This window comes from Pseudomonas sp. QL9, from assembly GCF_041409665.1.
Lineage (GTDB): Bacteria > Pseudomonadota > Gammaproteobacteria > Pseudomonadales > Pseudomonadaceae > Pseudomonas > Pseudomonas knackmussii.
Window position 1 is genome coordinate 3,212,724 of sequence record NZ_CP166971.1, and the last position, 19,962, is coordinate 3,232,685.

Annotated in this window: 17 protein-coding genes; 10 read left to right on the forward strand and 7 right to left on the reverse strand. The window is 67.6% G+C overall.

The genetic code is table 11. The features are described from left to right. Window positions 1-92: 92 nt before the first annotated feature. The 6 genes from msbA (at window position 93) to ACA097_RS15080 (ending at window position 8,505) form a co-directional block, all read left to right on the forward strand. The gene (msbA, locus tag ACA097_RS15055; RefSeq protein ID WP_371364230.1) at window positions 93-1,928 is read left to right on the forward strand and encodes a lipid A export permease/ATP-binding protein MsbA; all 1,836 of its coding nucleotides are present in this window, start codon (window positions 93-95) and stop codon (window positions 1,926-1,928) included. Window positions 1,929-1,930: 2 nt separating this feature from the next. Beyond that, window positions 1,931-2,833 (forward strand): GNAT family N-acetyltransferase, encoded by a 903-nt coding sequence (locus tag ACA097_RS15060; RefSeq protein WP_371364232.1) that lies wholly within the window; start codon window positions 1,931-1,933, stop codon window positions 2,831-2,833. 59 nt (window positions 2,834-2,892) lie between these two features. Next, window positions 2,893-4,308 (forward strand): PIG-L deacetylase family protein, encoded by a 1,416-nt coding sequence (locus tag ACA097_RS15065; RefSeq protein ID WP_371364234.1) that lies wholly within the window; start codon window positions 2,893-2,895, stop codon window positions 4,306-4,308. A gap of 75 nt (window positions 4,309-4,383) precedes the next feature. Beyond that, a complete protein-coding gene (gene hldE / locus ACA097_RS15070; RefSeq protein ID WP_371364236.1) occupies window positions 4,384-5,808 on the forward strand; it encodes a bifunctional D-glycero-beta-D-manno-heptose-7-phosphate kinase/D-glycero-beta-D-manno-heptose 1-phosphate adenylyltransferase HldE in 1,425 nt (474 codons plus the stop codon). A gap of 194 nt (window positions 5,809-6,002) precedes the next feature. Then, on the forward strand, window positions 6,003-7,286 hold the full coding sequence (locus tag ACA097_RS15075; RefSeq protein ID WP_371364238.1) for an acyl-CoA dehydrogenase family protein: 1,284 nt from the start codon (window positions 6,003-6,005) through the stop codon (window positions 7,284-7,286). Window positions 7,287-7,296: 10 nt separating this feature from the next. Next, window positions 7,297-8,505 carry an acyl-CoA dehydrogenase family protein gene (locus tag ACA097_RS15080; RefSeq protein ID WP_371364240.1) on the forward strand — a complete coding sequence of 403 codons (1,209 nt, stop codon included), beginning with the start codon at window positions 7,297-7,299 and terminating at the stop codon, window positions 8,503-8,505. 70 nt (window positions 8,506-8,575) lie between these two features. Here ACA097_RS15080 and ACA097_RS15085 read toward each other — a convergent pair whose 3' ends face one another. The 4 genes from ACA097_RS15085 to ACA097_RS15100 form a co-directional block, all read right to left on the reverse strand. Then, window positions 8,576-9,481 carry a metal ABC transporter ATPase gene (locus tag ACA097_RS15085; protein ID WP_160288589.1) on the reverse strand — a complete coding sequence of 302 codons (906 nt, stop codon included), beginning with the start codon at window positions 9,479-9,481 and terminating at the stop codon, window positions 8,576-8,578. Between the two features lie 306 nt (window positions 9,482-9,787). Next, window positions 9,788-10,546: an aldo/keto reductase gene (locus ACA097_RS15090; protein ID WP_371370523.1), complete on the reverse strand. Its 759-nt coding sequence runs from the start codon at window positions 10,544-10,546 to the stop codon at window positions 9,788-9,790. Window positions 10,547-10,587: 41 nt separating this feature from the next. Beyond that, window positions 10,588-11,763 (reverse strand): NAD(P)/FAD-dependent oxidoreductase, encoded by a 1,176-nt coding sequence (locus tag ACA097_RS15095; RefSeq protein WP_371364242.1) that lies wholly within the window; start codon window positions 11,761-11,763, stop codon window positions 10,588-10,590. A 46-nt stretch (window positions 11,764-11,809) separates the two neighbouring features. Continuing rightward, a complete protein-coding gene (locus tag ACA097_RS15100) occupies window positions 11,810-12,142 on the reverse strand; it encodes a multidrug efflux SMR transporter (protein WP_043255821.1) in 333 nt (110 codons plus the stop codon). A gap of 109 nt (window positions 12,143-12,251) precedes the next feature. On the opposite strand from ACA097_RS15100, the gene ACA097_RS15105 reads away from it, so the two are divergent. Both ACA097_RS15105 and waaA read left to right on the forward strand, forming a co-directional pair. After that, window positions 12,252-13,130 carry a LysR family transcriptional regulator gene (locus tag ACA097_RS15105; protein WP_371364244.1) on the forward strand — a complete coding sequence of 293 codons (879 nt, stop codon included), beginning with the start codon at window positions 12,252-12,254 and terminating at the stop codon, window positions 13,128-13,130. Window positions 13,131-13,203: 73 nt separating this feature from the next. Further along, window positions 13,204-14,472, forward strand: a complete 1,269-nt coding sequence (gene waaA / locus ACA097_RS15110) for a lipid IV(A) 3-deoxy-D-manno-octulosonic acid transferase (RefSeq protein WP_371370524.1) — start codon at window positions 13,204-13,206, stop codon at window positions 14,470-14,472. Window positions 14,473-14,585: 113 nt separating this feature from the next. Here waaA and ACA097_RS15115 read toward each other — a convergent pair whose 3' ends face one another. The 3 genes from ACA097_RS15115 to ACA097_RS15125 form a co-directional block, all read right to left on the reverse strand. Next, window positions 14,586-15,179, reverse strand: coding sequence for a helix-turn-helix domain-containing protein (locus ACA097_RS15115; protein WP_371364246.1), 594 nt, complete (start codon window positions 15,177-15,179; stop codon window positions 14,586-14,588). A 145-nt stretch (window positions 15,180-15,324) separates the two neighbouring features. Next, window positions 15,325-17,274, reverse strand: a complete 1,950-nt coding sequence (locus ACA097_RS15120) for an FAD-dependent oxidoreductase (protein ID WP_371364248.1) — start codon at window positions 17,272-17,274, stop codon at window positions 15,325-15,327. A gap of 54 nt (window positions 17,275-17,328) precedes the next feature. Beyond that, complete coding sequence (locus ACA097_RS15125) at window positions 17,329-17,679, reverse strand: cupin domain-containing protein (RefSeq protein WP_371364250.1); 351 nt, start codon at window positions 17,677-17,679, stop codon at window positions 17,329-17,331. A 344-nt stretch (window positions 17,680-18,023) separates the two neighbouring features. Here ACA097_RS15125 and ACA097_RS15130 point away from each other — a divergent pair, with 344 nt between their 5' ends. Beyond that, window positions 18,024-19,067 carry an ABC transporter substrate-binding protein gene (locus ACA097_RS15130; RefSeq protein WP_371364252.1) on the forward strand — a complete coding sequence of 348 codons (1,044 nt, stop codon included), beginning with the start codon at window positions 18,024-18,026 and terminating at the stop codon, window positions 19,065-19,067. Window positions 19,068-19,144: 77 nt separating this feature from the next. Continuing rightward, a complete protein-coding gene (locus ACA097_RS15135) occupies window positions 19,145-19,942 on the forward strand; it encodes a class II aldolase/adducin family protein (RefSeq protein ID WP_371364254.1) in 798 nt (265 codons plus the stop codon). Window positions 19,943-19,962 lie beyond the last annotated feature (20 nt).

The window sequence follows — 19,962 nt, forward strand, 5'->3', positions numbered from 1 at the left end:
GCGCTGAAACGGGGCGGGTATAGTAGCCCAGCCACCGGGCAAACGAGAGGCCTGTGATATAATCGCCGCCCTTTTCACCTTGCGATCTCTCCATGGCCGGCAAAGAAACCACAGCGCCCTCTAGCATGCGGATCTACTTCCGCCTGCTGTCCTACGTGCGTCCTTACATCGGCATCTTCGCCCTGAGCATCCTTGGCTTCCTGATCTTCGCCGCGACCCAGCCGATGCTCGCCGGCATGCTCAAGTTCTTCGTCGATGGCCTGCACAATCCGGACGCACCGCTGTTCCCCTGGGCGCCCTGGGGCTGGCTGCGCGACCTGAAGATGCTCTATGCGGTGCCGCTGCTGATGGTGCTGATCGCCGCCTGGCAGGGTGTCGGTTCCTTCCTCGGCAACTACTACATCGCCAAGGTTTCGCTGAGCCTCGTGCACGACCTGCGCGTCGCGCTGTTCAACAACCTGCTGACCCTGCCCAACCGCTACTTCGACAGCCACAACTCCGGCCACCTGATCTCGCGCATCACCTTCAACGTGACCATGGTCACCGGCGCCGCCACCGACGCCATCAAGGTAGTGATCCGCGAGGGCATGACCGTGGTGTTCCTGTTCATCGCCCTGCTGTGGATGAACTGGAAGCTGACCCTGGTGATGGTCGCCATCCTGCCGGTCATCGCCCTGATGGTGACCAGCGCCAGCCGCAAGTTCCGCAAGCAGAGCAAGAAGATTCAGGTGGCCATGGGCGACGTCACCCACGTCTCCTCGGAAACCATCCAGGGCTTCCGCGTGGTGCGCAGCTTCGGTGGCGAGGCCTACGAGCGTGATCGCTTCTACGAGGTGAGCTCTTCCAACACCAAGAAGAATCTGACCATGAACAAGACCTCGGCGGTCTACACGCCGACCTTGCAACTGGTGATCTTCAGCGCCATGGCGGTGCTGCTGTACCTGGTCCTGCTGCTGCGCGGCGACGCCTCGGTCGGCGACCTGGTGGCCTACATCTCCATGGCGGCCTCGCTGCCCAAGCCGATCCGCCAGCTTTCCGAAGTCAGTTCGACCATCCAGAAGGGCGTGGCCGGCGCCGAGAGCATCTTCGAGCAGCTCGACGAGAAGCCCGAGGTCGACCTCGGCACCGTGGAGCGCGAGCGGGTCCAGGGCCGCCTGGAAGTGCAGAACCTCAGCTTCACCTACCCGGGCAGCGACAAGCGCGTGCTCAACGACCTCAGCTTCAGCGTCGAGCCGGGGCAGATGGTCGCCCTGGTCGGCCGCTCCGGCAGCGGCAAGTCGACCCTGGCCAACCTGATCCCGCGCTTCTACGACCACAGCGAGGGCAAGATCCTGCTCGATGGCGTCGACGTGCAGGACTACCGCCTGATCAACCTGCGCAAGCACATCTCGCTGGTGACGCAGCAGGTCAACCTGTTCAACGACAGCGTGCTGAACAACATCGCCTACGGCGACCTCGCCAGCAAACCGCGCGCCGCGGTGGAGAAGGCCGCCGATGACGCCTTCGCCCGCGAATTCATCGACCGCCTGCCGCACGGCTTCGAGACCGAGGTTGGCGAGAACGGCGTGATGCTCTCCGGCGGCCAGCGCCAGCGCCTGGCGATCGCCCGCGCGCTGCTCAAGGACGCCCCGGTGCTGATCCTCGACGAGGCCACCTCGGCCCTCGATACCGAGTCCGAGCGCCATATCCAGGGCGCCCTGGAGAAGGTCATGGAAGGTCGCACCACCCTGGTGATCGCCCACCGCCTGAGTACCATCGAGGCGGCGGACCTGATCCTGGTGATGGACCAGGGCCACATCGTCGAGCGCGGCAGCCACGAAGAGCTGATCGCCCTCAATGGCTACTACGCGCGGCTGCACGCCAAGCAGTTCGCCGACGACGAGCCGGCCGACCAGCCCGTCGAGGACGGTGTCGGCGAGTCCGCCTGACGATGGCGCTGCTCGACCGTATCCGCGCCGTCCGTGAGCGCGGCTGGACCCCGATTGACGCCTCGGCCTATGCCGAGGCCTGGCAGCGTTTCGGCGGCAGCGTGGCGACCCACCCGCAGGTGGTCGAGCGCCTCGCCGGCCTGGCTTGTATCCCGGTGCGCTACCTCGGCTGGATTGTCGACGGCCAGCTCAAGGCCGCAATTCCCACCTGGGGCCGGCACCTGGCGCTGTCCAAGGACGTGCTCAAGCGCGAAGGCAAGAAGGCGCTGTTCGACCTGGGCAATGCCGAGATCATCCTGCCGATCGCCGAGGACGCGCGCGTTTCCCTGCGTCACCGCGTGCGCTATCTCTCCGAACTGAACCGCGAGCAGATCCTCGACATTCGTCCGCAGGAAGAAGAGCTGGCGCTCAACCGCGCGCCAGCCGATTTCTCGAAGAAATTCCGCTACAACCAGCGTCGCGAACTGCGCCTGCTGGAAGAGGCGGGCGGCGTGCTGCAGCCGATGAGCGAGCTGAGCCCGGCCGAGCAGGCGCGCATCTATGCCGAGCTGTTCCAGCGCCGCTGGGAGTTCGAGGTGCCCGGCAAGGCGCGCCTGGCCGAAGTCTTCGAGCTGATGCGCGAATTCATGCGCGGCTCGCTTGTGCTGCTCGACGGCGAGCCGGTGGCGATCCAGATCCTCTACCGCGTCGAGTCGCCGAAGTGGGTCAGCGTCGAGTACATCAACGGCGGCGTGGCCCCGGAGAACCGCGAGTTCAGCCCCGGCAGCGTGCTCAGCTTCGTAAACACCCAGCAGGCCTGGGAAGAGGCCGAGGCGCTGGGCAAGCCGCTACGCTATTCCTTCGGCCGCGCCGACCGCGAATACAAGGACCGCTGGTGCCATCGGGTGCCCGTGTTCCAGGTGTGATGGCAGCAGGCATTTCCCTGTAGGAGCGGACCTTGTCCGCGATTGGCCTAGGAGAGCTCATGAGCGCACGCAAGCAGCAACTGCTCAAGGAACATCGGCGCAAGAAGCGCCTGGTGCTGCTGGCCGCGCTCGTCGCGCTGGTCCTGCTCGGCGTGCTCGCGCCCTGGTGGAGCATGCCGCTGGCGGTGCTTCTGGGCTGGGTCGCCCATGAAGCCTGGTTCGCCGATCACCTCTTCTACTCGCCGCGCGACGACTACCGATACGACTTCCCGGCCAGCCAGTTGAGCCTGCCGGCCTCCCTCGGCCCGCATGGCCTGCATATCGCCGCGGATGCCCTGCCCGAAGACTATGAAAGCCTGTTCCTGCAGGTGCGCATCAAGGCCGGTCTGCTCGGCCGTTGGCTCGATCCGCAGGTGCTGATCGAAGGCGCCGATGGCGTGGATCGCCAGGACTTCGAGCGCGGCGTCAATGGCGTGCGCTACCTCAACCTGTCCGGCCAGGGCGCAGCCCTGCGTGGCGGCCACCTGCGCATCCACGGTCGTCATTGCCGTCTGGATCACCAGGCCACGCTGCACGCCTTCCGCAACCCGGATTATGCCGAGCGACCGCTGATGGTCATCGCGCCGCACGCCGATGACGCCGAACTGGCCGCCTTCGGCCTGTACAGCCGTGCGCAGGACGTGAGCATCGTCACCCTGACCCAGGGCGAGATCGAGGCCGAGCACTACCAGGGCCTTGGCCTGGACGAGGCCGCCGCCGCGCGCCTGAAAGGCCGCCTGCGCGCCTGGGACAGCCTGGCCGTGCCGCTCTGGGGCGGGGTACCCGCCAGCCGCTGCGTGCAGCTGGGCTACTACTGCCTGCAGCTGCCGGCGATGTGCGGCGAACCGGGCAAGGGTTTCGGCTCGCGCGAATCCGGCGAAAGCGACATCCGCGAGATGCGCCTGCACAACCCGTTGCGCCTGCCGGCCGATGCCGACGGCGTGCCGAGCTGGAACAACCTGGTCGCCGACCTGGCCGCGCTACTAGAACACTTCCGCCCCGAGGTGCTGGTCACGCCGCACCCGCAGCTCGATCCACATGCCGACCACGTGCACGCCACCCGCGCGTTGCAGGAGGCCATCGAGCGCAGCGCGTGGAAGCCGCAGACGCTGCTGTTCTACGCCAACCACCTGCACGACAACGACCGCTGGCCAATGGGCCCGGCCGACGGTGGTATCGCGCTGCCGCCGTGCATCGAACCGCTGCCGGCCGATGTGCTGTGGAGCCCGACGCTGGATGCCGCCAAGCGCATCGACAAGGCCCAGGCCCTGGCCATGCAGCACGACCTGCTGGTGCCGCTGCCGGCCAAGAAGCGCTTGCGCCGGCTGATCCAGCGTGCGCTTGCCGGGCGCCGCTGGCCGGCCTCCGGCGAGGACGAATTCTTCCGCAAGGCAGTACGCCGCCACGAGCTGTTCTGGGTCCGCTCGCTGCGCTGAGCGGACGCCTCCCGGCGCGAGGCCGGATCGGCGGCTATGGTATTATCCGCGCCGATTTCGACCTGCGGAGTTCCCATGAAACTGACCATGCCCCGATTCGATCAGGCCCCCGTGCTGGTGGTTGGCGACGTTATGCTCGACCGCTACTGGCATGGCGCGACCTCGCGCATCTCGCCCGAGGCGCCGGTGCCGGTGGTGCGGGTCGAACAGCATGAGGACCGCCCGGGCGGCGCCGCCAACGTCGCGTTGAACCTGGCCGCGCTCGGTGCACCGGCGTACCTGGTCGGCGTAACCGGCGAGGACGAAGCTGCCGGCAGCCTGACCGATAGCCTCAATGCAGTCGGCGTTGCAACCCGCTTCCAGCGCATCGCCGGGCAGCCGACCATCGTCAAGCTGCGCGTCATGAGCCGCCACCAGCAACTGCTGCGAGTGGACTTCGAAGAACCCTTCCGTACCGACGCCGCGGCGCTGGCCGCCGACGTCGAGGCGCTGCTGGAGCAGGTCCGCGTGCTGGTGCTCTCCGACTACGGCAAGGGTGCCCTGCAGAACCACCAGGCGCTGATCCAGGCCGCGCGTAAGCGCGGCATCCCCGTGCTGGCCGATCCCAAGGGCAAGGACTTCTCCATCTACCGCGGCGCCAGCCTGATCACCCCGAACCTCTCCGAGTTCGAGGCCATCGTCGGCCGCTGCCAGGACGACAACGAACTGGTCGCCAAAGGTCTGGCCCTGCTCGCCGAGCTTGACCTCGGTGCGCTGCTGGTCACCCGCGGCGAACACGGCATGACCCTGCTGCGCCCCGGCCATCCGGCGCTGCACCTGCCGGCCCGTGCCCGCGAGGTGTTCGACGTCACCGGCGCCGGCGACACCGTGATTTCCACCCTGGCCGGCGCAATTGCCGCCGGCGAGGACCTGCCGCAAGCCGTGGCCCTGGCCAACCTGGCCGCCGGCATCGTCGTCGGCAAGCTGGGTACCGCCGCCATCAGCGCCCCGGAACTGCGCCGCGCCGTGCAGCGCGAGCAGGGCTCCGAGCGCGGCGTGCTGAGCCTGGAGCAACTGCTGCTGGCCATCGAGGACGCCCGCGCCCACGGCGAGAAGATCGTCTTCACCAACGGCTGCTTCGACATCCTCCATGCCGGCCACGTCAGCTACCTGGAACAGGCCCGCGCACAGGGCGACCGCCTGATCGTGGCGATCAACGGCGACGCCTCGGTGACCCGCCTCAAGGGCCCCGGCCGGCCGATCAACAGCGTCGATCGGCGCATGGCCGTGCTCGCCGGCCTTGGCGCGGTGGACTGGGTGACCAGCTTCAACGAAGACACCCCCGAGCGTCTGCTGGAACAACTGCGTCCGGACGTGCTGGTGAAAGGCGGCGACTACTCCGTGGAAGGGGTGGTCGGCGGCGACTTCGTCCGCTCCTATGGCGGCGAAGTCCGGGTGCTCGGCCTGGTGCCGAACAGCTCGACCACCGCCATCGTCGAGAAGATCCGCGAGAAGCGCTGAGTCAATCTGCTCTTCGTAGGAGCGAGCTTGCTCGCGAACGGCTTCGCAGCGGGGCTTGTTCGCGAGCAAGCTCGCTCCTGCAGACAATCTCAGTGACCGCTTTGCCAGCGCTTCCCGGCAAAGCGGTCATGGTCCCCCCGCCGATTCCCGGTGCATGATCCCAGGCATCCCATCCCCGCGTGGAGCGAGATGCCATGACCACCGACGTGCAGGGCCGTGCCCTGGCCGTGCTCAACCGGGTGGCCCAGGCCGACTGGCCGGACCGCCTGAAGCTGCGCAAGCCCTTCGAGAAGCTGCTCTACACTGGCAGCCGCACCGGCTTCCGCCTGGCCAGCCAGCGTGCCGGCAAGCAGGCCAAGGAGCCGCGCAAGGCCGATCCGGACGGGCTGTTCGACCTGTCCCTCTCCGACGAGCAACAGATGCTGGTGGAGATGCTGGAAGGCTTCGCCGCCGAGGTGTTGCGCCCGGCCGCGCATGATGCTGACACCAGCGCCGGCCTACCCGCCGAACTGCTCAAGCAGGCGCTCGAACTTGGCCTGACGCACTACGGCGTTAGCGAAATGCATGGCGGCATGGCCGGCGAACGCACCGTGGTGACCAATGCGCTGATCGCCGAAGCCCTGGCGCGCGGCGATCTCAGCCTCGCTGCCGCGCTGCTGGTGCCGCTGTCGGCGGCCAACTGCATCCGCCGCTGGGCCAGTCCCGAACAGCAGGCGCAGTGGCTGCCGGCGTTCGTCGCCGAAGAGGGCCCGCCGTTGATCGGTATCGCCGTGGGCGAGCCGCAACTTCTGGCCGATCCGGGCGAGCTAAAGACAGTCGCGCGCAAACGTGGCCGGCAGTACCTGCTCTCCGGCGAGAAATGCCTGGTGATCCGCGGTCGCGAGGCGAGCCAGCTGCTGGTCGCCGCGCAGGCGTCCGATGGCCCGGCGCTGTTCCTCGTCGATGCGACTGCCAAGGGCGTGGAACGTCGCGCCGAACCAGCGATGGGCCTCAAGGCGGCCGGCACCGCACGCATTCGCCTGAAAGGTGTGAAGGTCGATGCCAGCCGTCGCCTGGCAGCGGAAAAGTTCGACTACCAGGCCTTCCTCGACCTCAACGGCCTGGCCTGGTGCGCGCTGGCACTGGGCACCGCGCAAGCGGCGCTGGACTATGTGATCGGTTACTGCAATGAGCGCGAGGCCTTCGGCGAACCGATCAGCCATCGCCAGGGCGTGGCTTTCATGGTCGCCGACATCGCCATCGAACTGGATGCCATGCGCCTCATGGTCTGGCGCGCCTGCGCCCTGGCTGAGCGCGGCCAGCCGTTCCATCGCGAGGCCTACCTGGCGCGCCTGCTTTGTGCGGACAAGGCCATGAAGATCGGCACCGACGCCGTGCAACTGCTCGGCGGCCACGGCTTCACCCAGGAACATCCGGCCGAGCGCTGGTATCGCGACCTGCGCGCGGTAGCCATCCTCGCCGGCGGCCTGCACCTCTGAGGAATCCTCCATGTACCTGGAAACCCCGAAGAAATTCCGTGGCCTGGCCAACCAGGCGCATCAGGTGGCGGAGAACTACCTGCGGCCGATCTCGCGCAAGTACGACAAGGCCGAGCACGCCTATCCCAAGGAGCTCGACCTGCTCGCCGCGCTGCTCGACGGCATGAACGCCGGCTCGCCCGACGCCGTGGGCGCCACCTCGGCGAGCAAGCGCAAGGGCGCGGCGGTGGAGGAGGGCGTGAAGAACGGCGGCAACCTTTCGGCCTGCCTGGGCGTGATGGAAATGTGCTGGGGCGACGTCGGCCTGCTGCTGGCCATGCCGCGCCAAGGGTTGGGCAACGCTGCCATCGCGGCAGTGGCTAACGACGAACAGCTCAAGCGTTTCGGCGGCACCTGGGCGGCCATGGCGATCACCGAGCCGGGCTGTGGCTCGGACTCGGCGGCGATCCGCACCACCGCGACCCGCGACGGCGACCATTACGTGCTCAACGGCGAGAAGATCTTCGTCACCTCAGGAGCGCGCGCTGACGCGGTGGTGGTCTGGGCGACGCTGGATCGCGGCCTGGGCCGCGCGGCGATCAAGTCCTTCGTGGTCGAGAAGGGCACGCCGGGCATGACCGTCACCCGCCTGGAGAAGAAGCTTGGGATCAAGGCTTCGGACACCGCTTCCATCAGCTTCAGCGATTGCCGGGTACCCGCGGCGAACCTGCTGGGCAATGCCGAAATCGACGTGCAGAAGGGTTTTGCCGGGGTCATGGAAACCTTCGACAACACCCGCCCGCTGGTGGCGGCCATGGCCATCGGCGTGGCCAAGGCGTCGCTGGACCGCGCAGATGAACTGCTGAAAAAGGCCGGTTGCCGCTTTGACTACCGCAAGCCGCTGCTGAGCGTGACCCATGCCGAGGCGACGCTGTATCGCCTGGAGGCCGAGTGGGAAGCGGCGCGTCTGCTGACCCTCAAGGCCGCGTGGATGGCCGATAACCGCCTGCCCAACTCCAAGGAGGCGTCGATAGCCAAGGCCAAGGCCGGGCGGGTCGCCAACGAAGTCACCCTGAAGTGCGTGGAGCTGGCTGGCGCCCTGGGCTACGGCGAGGATGAGCTGTTGGAGAAATGGGCGCGCGACTCGAAGATCCTCGACATCTTCGAAGGCACCCAGCAGATCCAGCTGCTGATCGTGGCGCGCAGGCTGCTGGGCAAGAGTTCGAGTCAGCTGAAATAACGGCGCGACCTGTAGGAGCGCGCCACGCGCGCGAATCGCGGGCATGGCCCGCTCCTACATGGTTGGGGTGTCAGGCGGTGCGACGGCCCTTGTTGCCATTAGCCGGCGGCAGCTGGGCGACCCACTCGCGGAAGCGGATGCGCTCCTCGCGCACCAGCCAACCGCTTTGCGGGGCGAAGCTTTCCGAGAGCCAGACGCCGCGGGTCGGCGCCTTGAACAGCTCGCCCTTGAGCAGGGTGAAGAGCTCGCCGGTGGGCTCGCCCTGGTGCAGCGGCAGCAGGTAGAGGTCCGGGCGGCGGCGGTCCAGGCGGGCCACCAGCGGGCCGCTTTCCAGGCGCTCGTCGACGTGGAACAGGCTGACGTCGCGAATATCGCGCGGCAGCTCCATGCGCATGTCGTAGACCAGCTGCAACGAGGCGGTGGGCAGGTGCACATAGGCCTGCGGCCGCTCCAGCAGGCGCAGGGCGCCGGCCTGTACCGGACGTGCGGCGCCGGACAGCGGGGTCAGGGAAAAGTGGCTGGCCTCGCGGTAACGCAGGGTGCCCTGGTAGGGCGTCGGCAGCCAGGTGTCGCCGAAGCGCCCGCCGAGCCAGCCGTCGGCGGTTTCCACCAGGCATTCCTCGGCGACTTCCTGGATCGCGGTGAGCAGCGGCAGGTTCAGCTCGTGGGACGGCACGTAGCCGGAAATCAGCTTGAGCACGGTGTCGCCGCGGTCGGCGCGGCGCTGCCGCACCAGCACCCAGTAGTCGCGGCCTTGCCAGTTCAGGGTCAGGCGCACGGACACCCCGAGGTTGGCCAGTTCGGCGGTGAAGCGCTGTTCGTCGGCGACCTCGATCGGCCGGCGTCGCTCCAGCACCTGGGAGAAGTTCAGCGGACGGCCGAAGGGCTGGTAGACCAGGCTGTCGGCGCTGGCCTCGACCAGCAGCGGCAGGGTCTTGAACGTGGTCGGGTCCTTGCGGGCGAGCGTACGGGGCATGTGCGGTCCTCATCGTACAGGGCGCGTCGGACCGCCCGAGGGGCTGGGCGGTCTGGCCGATCGTTCCGGGGTGCCAGGCGCTACGGCGTCGACGGGGAGCCTTGAAAACCCTCGATTATTTCGAGACTAACCCTGAAAAGGATTTGGTTTCCGAGATTTATTCCTGTCGTAGAGCGACTGACGGCAATTTTGCGTGCCGCGGCTTTTCCGCCGCGGAGAATGAGCATGGCACAGGAAGGCGCCCCTTGTGTCAACCTTGGGTGACTGCCGATCAACGGTCACGCCGCGTGACGCAGCGTCGAAGCCTTAGCCGCCGAGGACTTCGGCGGCCAGCGCGACGTTGTGTCGCAGGTGCTGCGGATTGATGGTGCCGACGATGGCGGCAGCAACGCCCGGATGGCCAAACACCAGCTCGAAGCTGGCGCGCACCGGGTCCTGGCCGTCGGCGAGGCAGGCGTGGCCGCTGGCCAGGGCTTTCTTCACCAGGATGCCCCGGCCCATGGCCAGGGCCTGGTCGAGCACCGGCTTCTCGGTTTGCTCGTTGAGGTTGTAGGTGACCATCGCGCAGTCGCCGCGCTCCAGCGCCAGCAGGCCGCCCTCGACGGTCTTGCCGGAGAAGCCGAAGCCGCGGATCAGGCCTTCCTGCTTGAGCCGCTCAAGGGTCGCGTAGACCTCGGTGTGCTGCAGGATCTGCAGGTCATTGCCGTCGGAGTGCACCAGCACCAGGTCGATGTAGTCGGTTTCCAGGCGGCGCAGGCTGCGTTCGACTGACAGGCGGGTGTGCGCGGCGCTGAAGTCGAAGCGCGACTGACCGTCTTCGAACTCTTCGCCGGTCTTGCTGACTATCACCCAGTCCTGGCGCTGGCCGCGCAGCAGAGGGCCGAGGCGCTCTTCGCTGCGGCCGTAGGCCGGCGCGGTGTCGATCAGGTTGATGCCGAGCTCGCGGGCCAGTGCCAGCAGGTCGGCGGCTTCGCGGTCATCGGGGATGCGGAAGCCATTGGGGTACTTCACGCCCTGGTCGCGGCCGAGTTTCACGGTGCCCAGGCCCAGCGGCGAGACGTTCATGCCGGTGCTGCCCAGCGGGCGGTGCAGGGAGTGCAGGGTGCTCACGGCAGCAGCTCCTCCCACACCGGGCGAGCCATGGCGGGGCGCGGAAGGGCCGGCAGCGGCTCGTGCGGAATCGGCTGGATGCCGTCCTTCTGCAAGCTTTCCACCACTCGATCGGCGAAGTTCGGCGCAAGTGCCAGCTTGGTCGGCCAGCCGACCAGCAGGCGGCCCTGCTCGGCGAGGAAGGCGCTGTCCGGGCGCAGCAGGCCCGATTGCGCGGGCTCGGCGCGGTCCACGCGCAGGGTGGCCCAGCGCGCGGCGGAGAGATCGATCCAGGGCAGCAGCTTGTGCAGTTCGCGCTGCGCTTCGGCGATCTGCTCGGATTCGCTGCGTGCCACGCCGTCGGCTTCGGCGATGTCGCCGCCCAGGTACCAGACCCACTGGCCGTCGGCGGCCGGATGGGTGGTGACGGTGACACGCGGTTTCGGCCCGCCACCGACGCAGTGGGCGTACAGCGGCTTCAGGGTCGGTGCCTTGACCAGCACCATGTGCAGCGGGCGGCGTTGCATGGCCGGTTGTTCCAGGCCCAGTTCGCGCAGCAGCGCCTCGTTGCCGGCGCCGGCGGCGAGCACCACGCGCTGGGCGCGGATCTCGCGGCCGTCGACGCACAGGCCGACCAGTTCATCGCCCTCGCGCAATGGCTCGATACGTTCGCCGGCAAGCAGGCCGTCGCCGGCCAGCTCGGCCAGGCGGGCGACCAGGCTGGGCACGTCCAGCACGATTTCGGCGAGGCGGTAGGCCTTGCCCTTGAAGGCTTTGTCTTGCAGCGCAGGTGGCAGCTCGTTGCCCTTGGCCTGGGCGACGCGGCTGCGCACTGCCTTGCTGGCGAAGAAACTGGTGAGGTTGCCGGCCAGGCCGCCCGGCGACCACAGATAGTGGGCGTCGGAGAGCACGCGCACGCCGCGCAGGTCCAGCTCACCGGTTCCGGCCACGCACTCGCGCCACAGCGAGGGCATGTCGGCGATGGCCTCGGATGCGCCGGTCAGCGCGCCGTGCAGCGCGTACTTGGTGCCGCCATGGATGATTCCCTGCGAGCGCATGCTCTGCACACCACCGAGTGCCTTGTTCTCCACCAGCACCGTGGAATAACCGGCGCGGCGCAGACGGGCATTCAGCCAGAGGCCGGCGATGCCGCCGCCGACGACGAGGATGTCGGTGCTCAGGGATTGGGTCATGGAAGGGCGCGCCTCGCGGAAAAACGAAGCGCGCAGTATACCCGCGTCAGTGTCCGGCGGATTGCGAGAACAGCTGGATCACCACCACGCCGCTGACGATCATGCCCATGCCCAGCAGGGCCGGGGTGTCGAGCTTCTGTTGGTAGAGCACCAGCGCGGCGACGCTGACCAGGACGATGCCGAGCCCCGCCCAGATGGCGTAGGCGATGCCCACCGGAATGCTGCGCACCACCAGGGTCAGCATCCAGAAGGAGATCGCGTAGCCGACGATCACCAGCAGCAGGGGGAGGGGCGTGGACAGGCCTTTGACCGACTTCAGCGACGCGGTGGCGATGACTTCGGCGACGATGGCGATGGCGAGATAGAGATAGCCGGGCATGTTCTGTCCTCCCCTGGGCGAGCCGTGGTGGCCCTGTTGAAACTGGAGGCCATTCTAGTCGCCTGGATGATGGGATAAAGTCATTACCTATCTGATATGGAGATAGGCTATGCAGTGGAACCTCGACCAGTTGCGCCTGTTCGTCAGCGTCGCCGAGCAGTCGTCCTTCTCCGCCGCGGCGCGTCAGCTCAAGCGCGTGCAGTCGGCAGTGAGCTCGTCCATCGCGATGCTGGAGAGCGACCTGGGTGTCAGCCTGTTCGAACGCAGCAGCGGCCGCCAGCCAGTGTTGACCCAGGAGGGCAGGGCGCTGCTCGACGAAGCGCGCGAAGTGCTGCGCCAATGCGAGCGTCTCGAGAGCCGGGCCATGGCTCTGGTACGCGGGCAGGAGGCACGCCTGCGCCTAGCCCAGGACGAGGCCATGCCCTACCAGCCGGTGCTTTCCAGCCTGCAGGCGCTGGCGCAGGCGTTTCCCACCCTCGAGGTACAACTGGCCAGCGGTGCCCAGGGCGACGTGGCGCGCAAACTCCTCGAACGGCGCGCCGATCTTGGCCTGCTGTTCCACCATGAAGGCATGCCGAAGGAACTGGAACGCCAGCGCCTGGGCACCATCGAGATGGTCACCGTATGCGGCGCCGGCCATGCCCTGGCCAGCCTGGACTACGCCGACCGCCGCGAGCTGGCGCGGCACCGCCAGTTGCTGATGGCGCCGCAGGACAGCCATTACCCCGGCGGCGAGCAGATCAGCCCGCTGGTCTGGCGCGCCGACAGCTTCTACGCCATGGCCGAACTGCTGATGCGCGACCTCGGCTGGGCCTGGCTGCCGCGCCACGTGGCGCAGTACCCGGCCTACCAGTCGCTGCTGGTGGAGCTGGACAGCGACTGGACGCCGCCACCGCTGGTGGTGGAGCTGGTCTGCCGTCGCGACGAGCCGATGGGGCCGGCGGCGGAGTGGCTGGGCGAATGCTTCGCCGAGCATTTGAAGGAATGACGCAGTTGTAGGAGCGAGCATGCGTGGCACGCGTCCGCGAACGTCCGGGCGTTATTTGCTACTCTCCGCCGCCATGAACCGGACCCTCTATACCCTGCTGTTCCACCTGGGCCTGCCGCTGGTCGCGGTGCGCCTGTTCCTGCGTTCGCGCAAGGCGCCGGCCTATGCCAAGCGCATCCGTGAGCGTTTCTCCTTCGGCCTGCCGAAGATGCAGCCCGGCGGCATCTGGGTGCACGCGGTGTCGGTGGGCGAGAGCATCGCTGCTGCGCCGATGATTCGCGAGCTGCAGCAGCGTTATCCACAGCTGCCGATCACCGTCACCTGCATGACGCCGACCGGCTCCGAGCGCATCCGCGCGATGTTCGGCGACAGCGTGCAGCACTGCTACCTGCCCTACGACCTGCCCTGGGCGGCCGCGCGCTTCCTGCGCAAGGTGCAGCCGCGCCTGGCGGTGATCATGGAAACCGAACTCTGGCCGAATCACATTCACCAGTGCGCCCGCCGTGGCATTCCGGTGGCGCTGGCCAATGCGCGCCTCTCCGAGCGTTCGGCGCGCGGCTATGCACGCTTCGAGCGGCTGACCCGGCCGATGCTCGGCGAACTGAGTTGGCTCGCTGTGCAGACCGAGGCCGAGGCCGAACGCTTCCGCCGCCTGGGCGCGCGTCCGGAATGCGTGAGCGTGACCGGCTCGATCAAGTTCGACCTGAGCATCGACCCTGAGCTGCCGGTCCGCGCTGCCGCCCTGCGCGAAGAGTGGCAGGCCACGCAGCGGCCGGTGTGGATCGCCGCGAGCACCCATGCGGGTGAGGACGAGATCATCCTCGCCGCCCATCGTAAACTGCTGGAGCAGCACCCGGCCGCGCTGCTGATCCTGGTGCCGCGCCACCCGGAGCGCTTCAACGGTGTGTTCGAACTCTGCCGCAGTGCCGGTCTCGCCACCGTGCGCCGTTCCGCCGGCGAGCCTGTGTCTGCGCAGACCCAAGTGCTGCTCGGCGACACCATGGGCGAGCTGCTGTTCCTCTACGCCCTGGCTGACGTTGCCTTCGTCGGCGGCAGCCTGGTGCCCAACGGCGGGCACAACCTGCTGGAGCCAGCGGCGTTGGGCAAGCCGGTGCTGTCCGGTCCGCAGTTGTTCAACTTCCTCGAGATCGCCGCGCAACTGCGTGAGGTCGGCGCGCTGCGTGAAGTGCTGGATGCGCCGACCCTGGCGGTTGCCGTCGGCCAGCTCTGGGAGCAGCCGGAGATCGCTCGGGACATGGTCGACGCCGGCCTGGGTGTACTGCGCGCCAACCAGGGCGCACTGCAGCGCCTGCTCGACGGATTGGCCAAACAGATCGGCTAATCGCCGTTCCTTGTAGAAGCGGGCCATGCCCGCGATCGCGCACAAGGTGCGCTCCTACAGGGTGAGCGCGCAATCCTGTAGGAGCGGATCTTATCCGCGAAAAATGCGCCTGCTCAGAACGTCGGCGGGGTGATCACCCAGAGCACCACGGTATCCACGTCCCCCGGGTTGCCGTAGCGGTGTGGCTCCTGGCTGGAGTAGCTGAAGCTGTCGCCTTCGTTGAGTACGAAATGCCTGTCGCCGACCCAGAGCTCGAAGGTGCCGCTGAGGATGTGGCCGGCTTCTTCGCCGTCGTGGCTGTAGCTCTGCTGGCTGTAGGCGCCCGGCGGGAAACGCGAGTGGATCATCTCCAGCTGGCGGCTGGGCTGCGGGCTGAGCAGCTCGTCGACGATCCCATCTTCGTAATGCACGCTGGTGCGCGCATTGCGCCGCACCACGTAGCCGGCGTCGGCAGGGTCGACCTGCACTTCGCTGGCGAAGAACCACTGGATGGTCACGCCCAGGCTGCGGGCGATGTTGAACAGCGCCGGGATCGACGGATAAGCGAGGTTGCGTTCCAGTTGGCTGATGTAGCCGGCAGTGAGCTGGCTCTGTTCGGCCAGCTCGGCCAGGGTCATGCCGCGACGCTTGCGCAGGCCGCGGATGCGCGTGCCGAGGAACTGCGCTTCGGGGCTGGCGGGTGCTTCCTGCGGGGCTTTGCGGCTCATGCGGCGAGGGTCCTGGCGATTCGGTCGTCGGGCATTCTAAACAATGCGCTGTGCCTTGGGACGCTCACGCACCGATCCCGTAGGAGCGGGCCATGCCCGCGATCTCGCGCAGGGCGCGCTCCTACAGGGGAATGCCTTCCGTTCTTCAGATCGCCCAGCCGGCCCTGAGCCCTTCGTAGATGGCTTCCTCCACGGTGCGCGGCGCCAGGCAGTCGCCGATGCGGCGGAACTCCACCAGGCCCTCCAGTTGCTCGGCCAGCTCGTCCACTGGCTCGTGGCCCTGGCACAGCACCAGGGTGTCGATGTCCTCGACGATCATCGGCTCGCCGCTGGCGGTGTGCTGCAGGTAGACGCTGCTGTCGTCGCAGCCGTACAGCCGCGCATAAGTGGTGATCGGAATGCCCAGGCGGTGCAGCTCGCCGGCCATGTGGTCGCGCACGTAGAGCGGCAGGCTCTCGCCGGCGTGGGTGCCGTTGACCGCCAGTTGCACTTGGTGGCCGGCGCGTACCAGCTGTTCGGCGATGCCCGGGGCGATCCAGTCGGCGCGCCAGTCGGTGATCAGCACCGAACGGCCGACTTTCACTTCGCCGCGCAGCACCTGCCAGGCGTCCACCACCTGCAATTCGCCGCCGCGCTCGAAGGGCGGCCAGTAGGGCTTGGCGCCGGTCGCGACTATCACCACGTCCGGTTTTTCCGCCTCGACCAGGGCGCGGTCGACGCGGGTGTTGCGGCGGACTTCAACACCGGCCAGCTGCATCTCGCGCTGCAGGTTGGTTGAGGCGCCGCCGAATTCGGCGCGACGTGGCAGCAGTTGCGCCAGGTTGACCTGGCCGCCAAGTTGCGCGGAGGCCTCGCACAGTGTCACCTCATGGCCGCGCTGTGCAGCGACTGCCGCGGCTTTCATGCCGGCAGGACCGCCGCCGACCACCAGTACGCGCTTGCGCCGGGCTGCCGGTTCGATATGGCCGTACTGCAGCTCGCGGCCGGTCTCCGGGCGCTGGATGCAGGAAATCGGCAAGCCACGGTGGAAGTGGCCGATGCACGCCTGGTTGCAGGCGATGCAGGCGCGCACGTTCTCGACGTGGCCGGTTTTGGTCTTGTTCGGCATCTCCGGGTCGCAGATCAGCGCGCGGGTCATGCCGCAGACGTCGGCCTGGCCGCGGGCGATGATCAGCTCCGCTTCCTGCGGCTGGTTGATGCGCCCGGTGACGAACAGCGGGATGTCCAGGCGCGACTTGAAGGTCGCCGCCTCGTTCGCCAGGTAGGCGGCCTCGATGGCCATCGGCGGGACGATGTGGATGGCGCCGCCGAGGGAGGCCGAGGTGCCGGCGACTATGTGCACGTAGTCCAGTTCGCCCTGCAGGCGCATCACCGCTTGCAGCGATTCGTCCTCGGTCAGGCCTTCCGGATCGCGCTCGTCGGCGGAAATGCGCAGGCCGATGATGAAGTCTTCGCCGGTGGCGGCGCGCACGGCGGCCAGCACCTCGCGAAGGAAGCGCAGGCGGGCGTCGAGGTCGCCGTTGTAGCCGTCGGTGCGGCGGTTCACCCGCGGGTTGAGGAACTGCGCCGGCAGGTAGCCATGGCTGGCCACGACTTCCACTCCGTCCAGCCCGGCAGTGTACAGGCGGCGCGCGGCGGCCGCGTAGCCGGCGACGATCTCGTCGATCAGCTTCTGGCTCAGCTCGCGCGGCATCACGCGGAAGCGCTCGTTGGGCGAGGCGGAGGCGGAGTAGGCCACGGCCAGCAGGCCGTCGGCGGACTCCATGATTTCGCGCCCGGGGTGGAAGATCTGCGACAGCACCACCGTGCCTTCGGCATGGCAGGCCTCGGCGACGCGGCGGTAGCCGGGGATGCACTCGTCGTCGGTGGCCATCAGCACATGCGAGGTGTAGCGCGCGCTGTCGTGGACCCCGGCGACCTGCATGACGATCAGCCCGGCGCCGCCCTTGGCGCGCGCCTGGTGGTAGGCCACCAGTGGGTCGTTGACCAGGTTGTCGGTGGGCATCGAGGTGTCGTGGCCGGTGGACATGATGCGGTTCTTCAGGCGCTTGCCACGGATCTCGAGCGGGCTGAACAGGTGCGGGAAGGCATTCATCGCGGACGTCGTCCTTTCTTGTCGTTCTGTTGGACTGCTTGTTCGGGGGAGCGGTCAGGCGTTGCGGGTCTGCCAGTCGACCGGATAGAGCGCGTAGAACACCCGGGCCTTCTCGCCTTCATAGGCCAGCGGCGTGCGCTCCGGCACCCAGATCACGTCGCCCGGCCCGGCCTCGACGACGCGGTCGCCCAGGCGCAGGCGGAAGTGGCCTTCCAGCACCACGATCAGCTCGTCGTAGAGCACCGTCCACTCGATCGAGCAGCCGTCGAAGCAGGCGATGCCGGCGCCCATGGTCTGGCTGTCGGCCGCGCCGATCAGGCGGCACAGGGCGGCGCGTTCGATGGGCTGGCCGCCGTAGGGCTGGAACTGCAGGGCGGAGCGCTGGAAGTGGATGACTTCGGACACGGGGGACTCCTGGGCACGCAATGGCGATCTAACGTGCCCTCATGAAAATTTACCACCAGTAAAAAATCAACTTGTTTTTTTAAAAGTGACTGAGTAGTTTCCATTCCACGCCGACGTCATCGACGGCGGCGCAACTCGCGACGTGCTCCACAACAACTACAAGAGGAGATGCGCATGAACCGCTTTTCGCGGTGCTGCCGTTCGCCAGCGATTCCGCTTCGCTGCGAGCGCCTGGCGCCGACTGCCCGCGGCCTTCCTCCGAGTGTTGTACCGGTACGCCCGAACCACTCCTGCCGTGGTGCCGCATCGCCGGTCACGGCTCGCACTCGAAGAGGGTCCGCCCGATGATTTCGCGCAAGTTCGCTATGCAACCTTTGCTGCTGCTTCTGGGACTCGGCCTGGCCAGCGCCCAGGCGCAGGACAGCATGGTCGTGGTCGGTTACGGCGGTGCCGGGCAGAAAGCCCAGGACGCCGCGTTCTTCCAGCCTTTCGCCAAGGCCAGCGGAGCCAAGCTGACCCAGGCCGAGTACAACGGCGAGATGGCGCGCATCAAGGTGATGGTCGACACCGGCCATACCGACTGGGACGTGGTGCAGATCGAGGGACCGGACCTGGCGCGCAACTGCGACCTGGGCATGTTCGAGCCGCTGGACTGGAAGGCCGTCGGCGGCGCCGAGCAGCTGATTCCCAACTCGGCCAAGGAGTGCGGTTCGGCGGCATTGGTGTGGGGCGTGGCCATCGCCTACGACGCCGACAAGCTTAAGACCGCGCCGACCGGCTGGAACGATTTCTGGGACCTGCAGAAATTCCCCGGCAAGCGTGGCCTGCGCAAACGCGCCGAGTACAACCTGGAGTTCGCCCTGATGGCCGACGGGGTCAAGGCCGCCGACGTCTACCAGGTGCTTTCGACCAAGGCCGGGGTCGACCGCGCCTTCGCCAAGCTCGACCAGATCAAGCCGTCGATCCAGTGGTGGGAAGCCGGCGCGCAACCGCCGCAGTGGCTGGCCGCCGGCGACGTGACCATGACCACCGCCTACACCGGGCGCATCGCCGACGCGCACAAGGCCGGGCGCAACCTCGACCTGGTCTGGCCGGGCAGCCTCTACGGCATGGACTACTGGGCGATCATCAAGGGCTCGCAGCACGCCGACCTGGCCAAGCGCTTCATCGCCTTCGCCAACCAGGCCGATGCGCAGGTCGACTACGTGCGCAACATCCCCTATGGTCCGACCAACAAACAGGCCGCCGAGCGCTTGCCTGCAGACGTCGCCCACTGGGTGCCGACCGCGCCGGCCAACCTGGCGGTAGGCCTGGCGATGAACGATGAGTTCTGGGCCGACCATGGCGAGGAGCTGGAAGAGCGCTTCAACGCCTGGGCCGCGCAGTAATCGAGATCCCCGGTACAGGCCGGCGGCGCGCAAACGCGCCGCCGGCCTCGGTCATGTAGAGGCGAAGGAGAACAACAATGACAGCCATCGCGGCCAGCGTGCCGTCCCGTGAAACCTGCAGCCCTGAAGAGTGGAAACTGCGCGAGGAGCTGGCGGCCTGCTACCGGCTGATCGCGCATTTCCGCATGAGCGACCTGATCTTCACGCACATATCCGTGCGCCTGCCCGGGCCCGAGCACCATTTCCTGATCAACCCGTACGGCCTGATGTTCGACGAGATCACCGCGTCGAGCCTGGTGAAGATCGACCTGGCCGGTAATCCGGTCGAGCCGACGCGCTACGAGGTCAACCCGGCCGGTTTCGTCATCCACAGCGCCATCCACGCGGCGCGCGAGGATGCCCAGTGCGTGCTGCATACCCACACCCGCGCCGGTTGCGCGGTGGCGGCGCAAGCCGAAGGGCTGCTGCCGCTGAACCAGATGTCGATGGAGTTCTACGGCCGCCTCGGCTACCACGACTACGAAGGCATCGCCCTGTCGTTCGACGAGCAGCAGCGCCTGGTGCGCGACCTCGGCGATCACCTGGGGATGATCCTGCGCAGCCACGGCCTGCTGACCATCGGTGAGAGCGTGAAGCAGGCATTCCTGCGCATGTACTACCTGGAGAAGGCCTGCGACATCCAGATCGCCGCCCAGGCCGGCGGTGGCAAGCTGGTGATCCCGCCGGACGAGGTCTGCCGGCGCACCGAGCGGCAGTTCAACGAGCCACAACGACCACTGGCCGAGGGCGAGCTGAGCGACCCGGACGGCATCGATCTGGCCTGGGAAGCGCTGCTGCGCATGCTCGATCGCACCCAGCCGGATTATCGGGATTGAGGCTGCCGCTTGTGGTTATC

What these genes read in the sequence shown, in the direction of transcription:
- msbA (WP_371364230.1), top strand. Translation starts at nt 93, where the DNA reads ATGGCCGGCAAAGAAACCACAGCGCCCTCTAGCATGCGGATCTACTTC.
- ACA097_RS15060 (WP_371364232.1), top strand. Translation starts at nt 1,931, where the DNA reads ATGGCGCTGCTCGACCGTATCCGCGCCGTCCGTGAGCGCGGCTGGACC.
- ACA097_RS15065 (WP_371364234.1), top strand. Translation starts at nt 2,893, where the DNA reads ATGAGCGCACGCAAGCAGCAACTGCTCAAGGAACATCGGCGCAAGAAG.
- hldE (WP_371364236.1), top strand. Translation starts at nt 4,384, where the DNA reads ATGAAACTGACCATGCCCCGATTCGATCAGGCCCCCGTGCTGGTGGTT.
- ACA097_RS15075 (WP_371364238.1), top strand. Translation starts at nt 6,003, where the DNA reads ATGACCACCGACGTGCAGGGCCGTGCCCTGGCCGTGCTCAACCGGGTG.
- ACA097_RS15080 (WP_371364240.1), top strand. Translation starts at nt 7,297, where the DNA reads ATGTACCTGGAAACCCCGAAGAAATTCCGTGGCCTGGCCAACCAGGCG.
- ACA097_RS15085 (WP_160288589.1), bottom strand. Translation starts at nt 9,481, where the DNA reads ATGCCCCGTACGCTCGCCCGCAAGGACCCGACCACGTTCAAGACCCTG.
- ACA097_RS15090 (WP_371370523.1), bottom strand. Translation starts at nt 10,546, where the DNA reads ATGAACGTCTCGCCGCTGGGCCTGGGCACCGTGAAACTCGGCCGCGAC.
- ACA097_RS15095 (WP_371364242.1), bottom strand. Translation starts at nt 11,763, where the DNA reads ATGACCCAATCCCTGAGCACCGACATCCTCGTCGTCGGCGGCGGCATC.
- ACA097_RS15100 (WP_043255821.1), bottom strand. Translation starts at nt 12,142, where the DNA reads ATGCCCGGCTATCTCTATCTCGCCATCGCCATCGTCGCCGAAGTCATC.
- ACA097_RS15105 (WP_371364244.1), top strand. Translation starts at nt 12,252, where the DNA reads ATGCAGTGGAACCTCGACCAGTTGCGCCTGTTCGTCAGCGTCGCCGAG.
- waaA (WP_371370524.1), top strand. Translation starts at nt 13,204, where the DNA reads ATGAACCGGACCCTCTATACCCTGCTGTTCCACCTGGGCCTGCCGCTG.
- ACA097_RS15115 (WP_371364246.1), bottom strand. Translation starts at nt 15,179, where the DNA reads ATGAGCCGCAAAGCCCCGCAGGAAGCACCCGCCAGCCCCGAAGCGCAG.
- ACA097_RS15120 (WP_371364248.1), bottom strand. Translation starts at nt 17,274, where the DNA reads ATGAATGCCTTCCCGCACCTGTTCAGCCCGCTCGAGATCCGTGGCAAG.
- ACA097_RS15130 (WP_371364252.1), top strand. Translation starts at nt 18,024, where the DNA reads ATGATTTCGCGCAAGTTCGCTATGCAACCTTTGCTGCTGCTTCTGGGA.
- ACA097_RS15135 (WP_371364254.1), top strand. Translation starts at nt 19,145, where the DNA reads ATGACAGCCATCGCGGCCAGCGTGCCGTCCCGTGAAACCTGCAGCCCT.